Below are 10786 nucleotides of genomic sequence, written 5' to 3'. Positions count from 1 at the left end.
AACTTTTCCCCCTTCCCTAGTAGGGAAGGGGGTTAGGGGGTTAGGTTTCGCGTTAGCTTTTCCACATAACGTGAAAAGTCAGGCTCATAATTCGTAATTGTTTGTAGTAAGGACTTTAGTCCTTTTCAATTTTAAAAATAAGGGCTTCAGCCCTTACTACGAACATTATGGAACATTAGTATTGTGGGGAAATGGTATTAGGTTCAGCACCTAAACCTTGTGCTAATTCTGTAGAGGTGAGAGACTTAACGATACTCAAACCCAGAGAATGGCTAGAAATGGTTTTAGCATAAGCTGCACTCAGATAGGGTGCGTATTCTGCATTATTAGCTACATAGGTTTGGAAGAAAGGTAAACTCAAAATATTCATGTAGCGATGTGCTTGTACTGCATCCCCGACTAAATCTGGAGATAAGGGTACTTGCTTACTGCTGGGATGACTATTTCCAATGGTGGTGAAATGAGTTCCACCCACAAGCATGGCAAGATATTTTTGGGAACTAGCTAACCAAGAAAAGGGTAATATTTGCTCATACAAAGCTGGTGCAATAGTATCTTCACTGCTACCAATCAGCATGACAGGGACTTTAATCTGATTAATCCCAGACTTGCCAAAAATAGAACTGGTGATGGGGTTAACTGCGATCGCAGCTTTGACTCGTTTATCTTGTAAGCTATCTAGCAGGGATTTATTTTTTATTCCCAAGGCGCGACACTGAAATAAAACAGACATATTCCAGGTTTTATTCAGTTTCTCTGGTTTGCAGTCTTGTTGCAATTGCCCAAAGTTAATCTTACCGCCAGCTAAGGCTAAGGCTGTGTAGCCTCCTAAAGATTGCCCAAAAACACCCACTTCTTGCAGATTTAGCTTACCTTTAAACTCACCATCAGACTGGTTACTAATTTCCAGTTGATTCAAAACATATTTTACATCTAAAGGTCGGTCTTGAAATTCCTCTGGTGATATGACTTCATTTGCTTGTTGACTTACACCCCGCACTTGTTTCGCATCGCTACTGGGATGATTGGGAACAACTACAGCAAACCCGTGAGAGGCTAGGTGTGTAGCCAAATATTGAAAGTTACTGCTGTCTGAACCCAAACCATGAGAAATGACAATTACAGGCGCAGTCTTTTTAATCCGGGGGAGATAAACATCTGTTAACAATAAGCGATGACGTGCAGAGTCAAAAAACTTGAGTGTATATTTTTGCGCTGGAATTTTGCCGTGATTTGCTAAATCTGGTAGTTGAGACAAACCTTTGGTATTGTGGATGCTAGAGGCTTCTAGATTAGATTTTTTGGTAACTACTGCGATCGCTTGGTGAGTTTTATTAACGATTTTCTGTAATTCCCCAGCGATCGTTAGACTTTGGGCTAAATTAATGTAGATACCGTTAGTAGGATATTTGCGTAATAAATTTAATAAAGTTAACCCTTCTGGTTCACTAGCTGCTAACACTAACGCTGAACGTAAAGCATTTAATTCCGGTTCTGTTTCTATGGTTTTACTTTGAATTACCTCCCCCAACCGTCGCAGTAAAAATTCTCCTTGGGGCGTGTACAAAAATTGCGACAATACTACCGAACTAACTTTCACCGGAGTATGTAACATTTGCCGCAATTCTTGAAACTGTTTCGGTGGTAAATATTGCTGATATATAGCTAATTCTTCATTGACGAAACCTGTTTTGGCATATACTTCTAAAGTAGCGACAGAAATAGATAACTCTAGACCTGAATAAGAAGTATAGACTCTTTCGGCTGCTATGGCATGATGATTTACTCCCGATGTTGGGAGTAGTATTGACAGAACTAGCAAGAGCGAATGTTTGCTCACGCTGCTAGTCCATTTATTCAATAAACTATTCATTGCTCAACTGTTTTGGTGGTGTAATGCTGATTGTTGGTAGTAGTGCTGACACCCCAGTTGATTGGAAGAATTCGTAATTCGTAATTCGTAATTCGTAATTCGTAATTCGTAATTCGTAATTCGTAACGATGCTCCCCCCCGCTACGCTCTAAGCGTAGCTACGCCGCAGGCTTTACGTAATTCGTAAAACCTTAAATTTGAGTTGGATTTATTGGCTTGTGTTGTATAAACTTATTCTGATAATTCAGAATTTCAATGATTTTTTGTGGTGATTACGTGATGAAAATGTGGTTTTTCAGAAGATACACAGGTAGAAAAAGATTCACCCTTGAAGAGACTTAAACTGATGCTTGACACTAACGCTAATAATCATAACAAATGTTAAAAATCACTGCCTCAGTAATTTTAATGTAGCTTTAAACATTAAATTTCCTTGAGAGCATCCCACCGACAGAAGTCCCCCACGAAGAATAAAAGAAACAGATATTTCTATCCTGTCCCCTGTCCCCTATCCCCTATCCCCTATTTTTCTTCAGCGCGATCGCAATTGAACCACCTACTACTAAAAATGCCCCAAATACACCTAAAATTGTCAGCCGTTCTGGAGGGATTAAATTAGGTGCAATTAGTGATGTAAATTCTACTGCTATTAAAGTGACAATAGGAGCTAAAGCTAATACAGCACTGACACGGGAGGCTTCCCAATGTTCCAAAGATTCCGCAAAAGCACCATAGGCGATGAGCGTATTTAGACCACAAAAAAGTAAAATTACTAAATGAAAATTGCTGAGTGTAATAATTGTATCTATCTTAGCTAGGGGAGTGAATAATAAAGCACACCCGCCATAAATCATTAACATAATATGGGCAGAAGATAGAGATTGTAATAATTGCTTTTGAGCCAAAGCATAGACTGCCCATACGACTGCACCTAACACCACTAAACCACTACCGAAAATGTATGTACTAGAGGAAGTAATTAAATTAGTGAATTGGGCGCGAAAAAATAGAACATAACCTAAAGTTAAGACACTTACACCCAACCATTGCCGCAAATTATAGCGTTCTTGAAAGACGACTAAACCACCAAAGCCCAACAACAGGGTAGCTAATTGAATAATCACCTCAGCGTTAGCGGGAGACGTTAACGCTAAACCCTGCATAAACAAAAAGTAATTAGCCGCTAACATCAGAGTAGCGATCGCTAACAATTTCCAACCATTAGCACTCAATTTTCCTAACTGCGGTAATTGACCGCGTATCCCTAAATATGTAGCCAGCAAAACAAAGGACACCAAAAAGCGAAACCAAATCACGGTGTAAACGTCCAAAGTTTGCAATACTACCTTGAGTGCGATCGGTAGAACGCCCCACAAGCAAACAGTCAACAAAGATAACGCCAGCCCCAAACGCCAGCGACCAGAACTATAGTGCATAAATAATAATTCGTAATTAAAAGAAATCCATCATCCAGGGAGAGACACCGGCAAATATTTGCGTAGCGGTGGTGAGTGCTGTGGCTGTTGCATCTAGTTTTCCGGCTAGCTGCAACTGATGGGGTGTAAATAAGCTGGAGTATAGGGGTGCTAATCCTTGAATATTTAGCTTAAACTCACCTTTACCGCCTTTGGTGACTTCACCTCGACCATTGGCAACAGATAGAATAAATTTACCTTGGTTGCTGGTTAACAAGTTATCTTGTATGTCTAAATGTAATTCTGCTTCCACTCCTGGCGGATAACCACGGGCGGACAAGGCTTTGCACACATCAACTATTCTTAGCATCCAGCGATCGCTCTGGCAAATTTTAGCAGTTTGCTCTGGTAAAAGTAATGTCAGAGCATCAGTAATGGAACTCTTCCAGCGTACTTTGTCAATTTGGGAACGATGATTGGCCAGAAATGACCAGAAAGTGCGTGCTGCATCAGGGGAAAGCATCACCCAATCTTTAACTCGCACAATAGAAGCGTCTTTGGTACGTTCTTGAGTGAAGATGATGTAACCTTGGGGTTGGTCTTTGTCACCAATCAAGTAAGTATAGAGAGTTTCTTGAGCTTCTGTGTGAATTAATCCTTGCCAAATTGCGGGATGTCGATCTAAATATCCGTGAGTAAGTTTTCCCTGTTGCTGATGTAGACTGTGAAATAGATCGTCATCTTTCGGGTCTACAGGTTGCACTGGTAAAGACTGTTCCCGTATCTGAATACTTTGTGTAGAAATTTCCCAAGTGCAGTAACTTCCAGCTTGTTCATAGCCGGCTTTGCGGTATAGGCGTTGTGTAGCTGGATAGAGAACCGAAATTGGTATATCCTGGGCGTGGATTTCCTGGAGAGCATTTTGGAGCAAGGCGATCGCAGCTCCATCCCCACGGTATTCTGGAGCAATACCCACCGCCGCCAGTCCCGCCATCGGTACACGCCCACCACCCCACCATTGACCCATCGAGTAAATTACCAAGCCACCAGCAACTTTTTGATCTCGATAGATAACACGAAAATTATCTAAACCAACAAGGTTGGCATAAATTTCACTGTCACCAGCCGACATAATAAAACACTGTTCGAGGATATGTCCTAATTGCCGAATATCCTCTTGCTGGGCTTTGGTGTATTTAAATTGAGGTGTCATTGCCTCTACCCTTAGTAGCACAGACTGACAATCATACTACAAAGAGTATGTTCTGTATTCTTCACCCAATAGAATCACTCAATGGGGGTAGCGAGTGGAAAATCAGCAATTTTTTAATTTTTAATTTTTAATTTTTAATTTTTAATTTTTAATTGATAACCCCCTTACAAAAACATCTACACAGGTTTCAATATATTGCTCACTGCTGTATCTATGGGGCTGGAGTTTAACATCACGACACAGCATTCCAGCTAATAGCATTCCCCTAAACATTTCAACGGCGGCTAATAGATTAATGTCAGGTCGAACAGTTCCACGTTTTTGACATGATTGCAAGTAAGCTACCAGTTTTTCGCCCAAAGGCTTGGCTGCTTCTTCTATAACTTGCTTGGCGGCTTCTGGATGTCGCTTGGCTTCGCCGATAAAGGTACGAATTAAGTCTTCTTGCGCCTCCAGCATGGTGTTATACAACTGAGCATAATTTTTTAAGTCAGTGCTTAAATCCTGTGTCCATGCTTCTGGGTTAGCGAGGGCTTCGGTTTGCAGTGCTAGGGCATTTTCAATTACTGCTTTTAACAGTTGCTCTTTGCTAGAAAAATGGCGAAATAACGTTACTTCATTCACACCCGCTACACGAGCTATTTCACGGGTAGTTGCTCCTTGAACACCCAAGCCAGCAAATACCTGTGAAGCAGCCTCTATCAAACGTGTACGAGTTAGAGCAGAAGAACGGACAGTTTTAATCATTATTTGATTTTCAGTAATTGCTGGCATTGTTAAATTTCATTGAAAAATAGTTTGTAATTGAGATAAATTGGCTCAAATATGATGGATTAATGTTTTTTAAATGAAAATCAAAATTTAATTTATCGGAAGAATATTAACCTCAATTGTAATGCGAAACACAAAGCAACATTAAATAGTATAATTTAATACTGTTAGATTTTAAGTAAGAAGGATATTACGCTGCTCAACGCCCCGCTACCCTAACAGAACTCTCCCAACTCTTTACACATCTCAGTGACAGGAACTACTAACCCTCGTCCTAAGTGATGAGGTACTCTTTGAATAGGAATAAATCCTAAACGCAAATAAAAACCTTCAGCGTAAAGACTAGCAGTTGTGATGACGCTATCAAAACCTTGTTGAGTTGCTTCGGCGCAAAAATGTTCTACTAAAGCCCGGCCAAATCCTTGCCCTTGATAATAAGGATGGACGTATAAACTAATTAGTTCATTCAAAATAAAACTAGCGAATCCTGTGATCATCTCATCTTCAATTGCCACCCTGATAGTCTCTAATTTCAGGTATCTTAAGATATTAGAACCATCCGGCTTATCAAGGTAATTACGCCAAGCCAATAGTTCTTTACGAGTATAAAAATTTGTCGGTAGAGCTTTAATAGCAGCAATGTGGATAGCACTCAGTTTCCATGCGTCTGTGTCCTTTGCAGGCCGCAGAGATATTTCCTTGGGATTCATTTTTCTAGAATGGCATTGAAATTGTCTGCGTTAGTTAAAAGAAATTGTATTTGCGATCGCTACACCTCAACAAGCTGATTTGTCCAATTCTTGCTATAAGTATAACATTTATTACATGAACTTCTGTGAATCTTCATCTAAAAAGATTAATTTTCTGTTGTATGAAATACCGTTTTTGTATACCATATAACATTTCGCAGGTTAAAAATCGAACTAATATCACAGTTTAAAAGTTAATCTTGTGAGCTTGGCAGCAATCAATATTCAGTTTAAACAAGTCAAGCTTTCTGCTGGCTTGTAATAGCTAATTCATTAAGGGAAAATTAATCAACCGATGAGTAGACAATTTAACCGACGTAGGTTTTTGATTTATAGTTCTGCAACTATTGGTAGCACCATTTTGCTGAAGGCTTGCGCCAATAACACCCCAACCGCTACGGACACTCCAGCCACCAGTAGCAATGCTTCTCCTGTGGCTGCGGCTAGTGGTGACACTATTAAAATAGGGATTCTGCACTCCCTCAGTGGCACAATGGCTATTAGTGAAAAAAGCGTTGTCGATGCTGAGAAACTAGCCATCAAAGAAATTAACGCGGCTGGTGGTGTCTTAGGTAAGCAAATTGAAGCCATTGTTGAAGATGGTGCTTCTAACTGGGATACTTTTAGAGAAAAAGCCACCAAGTTGATTGATCAGGATAAAGTAGCTGTAGTGTTTGGTTGTTGGACTTCAGCTAGCCGTAAGAATGTGAAGCCAGTCTTTGAAAGTAAAGACCATATGCTGTGGTATCCCGTACAGTATGAAGGTCAAGAATGTTCTAAAAACATTTTTTACACAGGTGCAGCACCAAATCAACAAATTGAACCTTCTGTTGATTGGTTATTAAAAAATAAAGGCAAAGAATTCTTTTTAGTAGGCTCAGATTACGTTTTTCCTCGTACCGCTAACACCGTTATTAAATCCCAATTAGAAGCTTTAGGCGGAAAAACTGTTGGTGAAGATTATTTACCATTAGGTAATACGGAAGTTACACCAATTATCAGTAAAATTAAGCAAGCTTTGCCTAATGGTGGGATAATTTATAACACCTTAAATGGTGATAGCAATGTAGCTTTCTTTAAACAGTTAAAGGGTGCAGGATTAACACCAGATAAATATCCTTCTATGTCTGTCAGTATTGCAGAAGAAGAAGTTAAAGCAATTGGGGTTGAGTATTTGAAAGGTCACTATGCTGCTTGGAATTACTTCCAAACGGTAGACACTCCTGCTAATAAGAAATTTGTCGAAGCTTTTAAAAAAGAATATGGTGCTGACCGGGTAACAAATGACCCAATGGAAGCTGCATATATCGCAGTTTATTTATGGAAGCAGTCAGTAGAAAAAGCTGGTAATACTGATTTAGATAAAGTGCGGGCGGCGGCTTATGGTCAAACTATAGATGCACCTGAAGGAAAGGTGACAGTCAATGCTAATCATCACATATCCAAAGTTGTGCGGATTGGTGAAGTGAGAGATGATGGTTTGTTTGATATCGTCTATGCTACACCTGCACCAGTTGAACCAATTCCTTGGAATCAATTTGTGAAAGAAACTAAGGGATTTGCTTGTGATTGGTCAGATCCGGCGAAGGGCGGAAAATATAAAAAGGCCTAATTCAAGATAATTCGTAATTCGTGATTAATTATGAATTACGAATTAGTATGATAGCTTTTGGTGAAAAAATAATGTTAACAGGTTTTTTAGATGCTGTATTTAATGGTATTAGCATCGGTTCTGTGTTATTAATTGCAGCCTTGGGATTAGCCATTATATTTGGCTTGATGGGTGTGATTAATATGGCGCATGGTGAATTGATGATGTTTGGGGCTTATACAACTTTTGTTGTGCAGAATGTCTGTAAACAATTGGGCGGGTTTTGGTTTGAAATTTATATATTTTTGGCGTTAATTATCGCCTTTATTTTCACTGCATTTATTGGATTAATTCTGGAAAGAGGTGTGATTCGTTACCTCTATGGGCGACCCCTAGAAACTCTGCTAGCAACTTGGGGAGTCAGTTTAATTTTTCAGCAGTTTGTTCGCAGTGTGAATTGGGTAATAGTAATTGGCTTGGTGTTGTTTTCTCTATTATTTTTTGGGGGTTTATGGATTTTAAATTCCCGCACAAATTTAGAGAGAATTCGTAACTGGGTTGTGGGGGTGATTTTCTTGTTATCTTCAGGGGTGACAATCACTACAGTTAATTTATTGAGTCAAACTTATCAGCTAGCAGTCACTCAACCTTGGTTCGGCGCACAAAATGTAGACGTAACCGCGCCTAGTTGGTTACAAACTGGCATATCTTTAGGTGGTGTGCAATTACCATTTGCTAGGTTATTTATTATTGTTTTGACAGTAATTTGTGTGGGAGGAATTTATCTATTCTTACAGCGTTCTAGCTGGGGATTAAGAATTAGAGCGGTGACACAAAACCGCAGTATGAGTGCTTGTTTAGGTATCCCTACTAAAAAAGTTGATGCGATTACTTTTGCTTTGGGTTCTGGTTTAGCTGGGGTGGCTGGGTGTGCGATTAGTTTGCTCGGTTCTGTGGGGCCAAATACTGGACAAAACTATATTATCGACACATTTATGGTTGTGGTTGTCGGTGGGGTGGGTAACTTAGCCGGTACTATTGTAGCTGCTTTGGGAATTGGCACGGCTAACTTTTTAATTGGTTCGGGGACTCTGGCTTTGTTGTTCTCTCCTGTAAAGCCTCTAGCCGATTTCTTGACGTTTTTTGCTACTACAAGTATGGCTAAGGTGATGGTATTTGTGCTGATTATTGTATTTTTACAGTGGAAGCCTGGGGGGATGTTTCCGCAAAAGGGTCGGACTGTTGATGTTTAATTTTTTTTATCTCACGCAGAGACGCAGAGGGCGCAGAGAATGAAGAAGGGAGGAGGGTTAGTATTAATTGAGGTTGGGGTGGTGGTGGCGATCGCACTTATCCTAATTTTAATTATGCCATTGGTGCTGTCAGAGTTTCGCTTGAATTTGTTGGGGCGATTTTTGTCACTGGCGATCGTGGCTTTAGGGATTGACTTGATTTGGGGTTATACTGGGTTACTAAGTTTAGGACATGGTATTTTCTTTGGGTTGGGTGGATATGCGATCGCCATGTACCTGAAGCTGCAAATCCCATCTGGTGAGTTACCTGATTTCATGGGGTTATATGGTGTTACTGAACTTCCCTGGTTTTGGAAACCTTTTTATTCTTTCCCAATAGCAGTAGCGGCTGTGGTGATAGTTCCAGGCTTGCTGGCGGGGTTGCTGGGATATTTAGTATTTCGCAATCGCATTAAGGGAGTTTATTTTTCAATTCTGACCCAAGCTGCAATTATTGTATTTTTCAACTTTTTTAACGGTCAGCAACAATTTTTCAACGGGACAAATGGACTGATAGATTTCACAACATTATTTGGTGCAAATGTCAGCAACCCGCAAACAAAATTTATTTTCTACACCCTCACAGTCTTGCTTCTCGCCGCTACCTACGGGATTTGTCGCTGGTTGACAAGTGGACGCTTTGGTAGATTATTAATCGCAATTCGAGACGATGAAAGCCGCGTCAGGTTCTCTGGCTATGACCCTACAGATTTTAAAACCTTAGTCTTTGCAGTTTCAGGTGCGATCGCAGGTATAGCAGGAGCATTTTACACCCTGCAAAGTGGTTCTGTCTCACCCAGGGCAATGGATATAGCTTTTTCCATTGAAATGGTAATTTGGGTAGCTGTGGGCGGACGTGCTACATTAATCGGCGCAATAGTGGGGACTTTATTAGTTAATTATGCTCGTACTTTTTTAAGTGAACAATTTGCCGAAATCTGGCTATTTTTCCAAGGCGCACTCTTTTTAATAGTCGTGACAGTCCTTCCTGACGGACTAGTCGGATGGTTGCGTAGTCAAAACATTGCCTTTTTCCAACGCCGTCAACAAATTTCTACATATCCCAGCTTAGAAGAAGACCCAGAAGTGCAACATGAACGCCAAAATCTTGGAAACTGAAAACGTTACTGTGAGTTTTGACGGTTTTAAAGCCATCAACCAACTAAATTTTAGTATGGATGTGGGTGAATTGCGAGTAGTAATTGGCCCCAATGGTGCGGGTAAAACTACATTTCTTGATGTAATTACAGGAAAAGTCCAACCAACTATAGGACGAGTTTTATTTAAAGGAAAAAACCTCCGTTCTTTACCTGAACATCAAATTGCACGGCGAGGAATTGGGCGTAAATTTCAAACACCTAGAGTTTATCTCAACCTCACCCCACGGGAAAATCTAGAAATTACCAGCAACCGCAATAAAAGTGTTTTTTCCACATTGTTTGGGCGTTCTCATCCGACTGAAAAAAATAGTATTAAAGGTTTATTAGAAACCATTGGTTTAACTCCTAAAGCAGACATTCCCGCCGCGTTATTATCCCACGGCGAAAAGCAAAGGTTAGAAATTGGGATGTTAGTAGGACAGTCCCCAGATTTATTACTTGTAGATGAACCAGTCGCAGGTTTAACAGATGAAGAAACTTATAATATCGGCGAACTACTTTTAACACTAGCGCAGAGTCATTCAATTTTAGTAATTGAACATGATATGGAATTTGTCCGCCAAATCGCCAAAAAGGTCACAGTCTTACATGAAGGTTCGGTACTCTGCGAAGGCAATTTTGAAGAAGTCCAAAATGACTCTCGTGTGATTGAAGTTTATCTAGGACAATAGCAGGAGTGATGAGGGGAGGAAGGGAGACAAGGAAGAGAATAACTAATGACT

At 40.2% G+C, this 10786-nt stretch carries 9 protein-coding genes; 4 read left to right on the top strand and 5 right to left on the bottom strand.

Annotated elements, in window-relative coordinates; genetic code table 11:
• Positions 1-175: 175 nt before the first annotated feature.
• The 5 genes from VB693_RS24445 to VB693_RS24425 form a co-directional block, all read right to left on the bottom strand.
• Positions 176-1873, bottom strand: a complete 1698-nt coding sequence (locus VB693_RS24445; RefSeq protein WP_323268534.1) for an alpha/beta hydrolase — start codon at positions 1871-1873, stop codon at positions 176-178.
• A gap of 515 nt (positions 1874-2388) precedes the next feature.
• Positions 2389-3309: a DMT family transporter gene (locus VB693_RS24440; protein WP_323268533.1), complete on the bottom strand. Its 921-nt coding sequence runs from the start codon at positions 3307-3309 to the stop codon at positions 2389-2391.
• 16 nt (positions 3310-3325) lie between these two features.
• Positions 3326-4501 carry a GNAT family N-acetyltransferase gene (gene eis, locus VB693_RS24435; RefSeq protein WP_323268532.1) on the bottom strand — a complete coding sequence of 392 codons (1176 nt, stop codon included), beginning with the start codon at positions 4499-4501 and terminating at the stop codon, positions 3326-3328.
• A 141-nt stretch (positions 4502-4642) separates the two neighbouring features.
• Positions 4643-5248 (bottom strand): TetR/AcrR family transcriptional regulator, encoded by a 606-nt coding sequence (locus tag VB693_RS24430; RefSeq protein ID WP_416233418.1) that lies wholly within the window; start codon positions 5246-5248, stop codon positions 4643-4645.
• A gap of 239 nt (positions 5249-5487) precedes the next feature.
• Complete coding sequence (locus tag VB693_RS24425) at positions 5488-5982, bottom strand: GNAT family N-acetyltransferase (RefSeq protein ID WP_323268530.1); 495 nt, start codon at positions 5980-5982, stop codon at positions 5488-5490.
• Between the two features lie 334 nt (positions 5983-6316).
• On the opposite strand from VB693_RS24425, the gene urtA reads away from it, so the two are divergent.
• The 4 genes from urtA to urtD all read left to right on the top strand — a co-directional run bounded on the left by urtA (position 6317) and on the right by urtD (position 10735).
• Positions 6317-7633, top strand: coding sequence for an urea ABC transporter substrate-binding protein (gene urtA, locus VB693_RS24420; RefSeq protein WP_323268529.1), 1317 nt, complete (start codon positions 6317-6319; stop codon positions 7631-7633).
• A gap of 71 nt (positions 7634-7704) precedes the next feature.
• Entirely contained in the window at positions 7705-8865 is a 1161-nt protein-coding gene (urtB, locus tag VB693_RS24415; RefSeq protein WP_323268528.1) for an urea ABC transporter permease subunit UrtB, read from the top strand.
• Positions 8866-8904: 39 nt separating this feature from the next.
• On the top strand, positions 8905-10023 hold the full coding sequence (gene urtC / locus VB693_RS24410) for an urea ABC transporter permease subunit UrtC (protein WP_323268527.1): 1119 nt from the start codon (positions 8905-8907) through the stop codon (positions 10021-10023).
• Positions 9998-10735, top strand: coding sequence for an urea ABC transporter ATP-binding protein UrtD (gene urtD / locus VB693_RS24405; RefSeq protein WP_323268526.1), 738 nt, complete (start codon positions 9998-10000; stop codon positions 10733-10735). Before urtC ends, urtD begins: the two co-directional genes overlap by 26 nt.
• Positions 10736-10786: the final 51 nt, after the last annotated feature.

This window comes from Anabaena sp. UHCC 0399 (assembly GCF_034931465.1).
In the GTDB taxonomy this organism is placed as follows: domain Bacteria; phylum Cyanobacteriota; class Cyanobacteriia; order Cyanobacteriales; family Nostocaceae; genus Trichormus; species Trichormus minutissimus.
This window is presented reverse-complemented; position numbering and strand designations above follow the sequence as displayed.

What these genes read in the sequence shown, in the direction of transcription:
- urtA (WP_323268529.1), top strand. Translation starts at nt 6,317, where the DNA reads ATGAGTAGACAATTTAACCGACGTAGGTTTTTGATTTATAGTTCTGCA.
- urtC (WP_323268527.1), top strand. Translation starts at nt 8,905, where the DNA reads ATGAAGAAGGGAGGAGGGTTAGTATTAATTGAGGTTGGGGTGGTGGTG.
- urtB (WP_323268528.1), top strand. Translation starts at nt 7,705, where the DNA reads ATGTTAACAGGTTTTTTAGATGCTGTATTTAATGGTATTAGCATCGGT.
- eis (WP_323268532.1), bottom strand. Translation starts at nt 4,501, where the DNA reads ATGACACCTCAATTTAAATACACCAAAGCCCAGCAAGAGGATATTCGG.
- VB693_RS24440 (WP_323268533.1), bottom strand. Translation starts at nt 3,309, where the DNA reads ATGCACTATAGTTCTGGTCGCTGGCGTTTGGGGCTGGCGTTATCTTTG.
- VB693_RS24430 (WP_416233418.1), bottom strand. Translation starts at nt 5,248, where the DNA reads ATGATTAAAACTGTCCGTTCTTCTGCTCTAACTCGTACACGTTTGATA.
- urtD (WP_323268526.1), top strand. Translation starts at nt 9,998, where the DNA reads ATGAACGCCAAAATCTTGGAAACTGAAAACGTTACTGTGAGTTTTGAC.
- VB693_RS24445 (WP_323268534.1), bottom strand. Translation starts at nt 1,873, where the DNA reads ATGAATAGTTTATTGAATAAATGGACTAGCAGCGTGAGCAAACATTCG.
- VB693_RS24425 (WP_323268530.1), bottom strand. Translation starts at nt 5,982, where the DNA reads ATGAATCCCAAGGAAATATCTCTGCGGCCTGCAAAGGACACAGACGCA.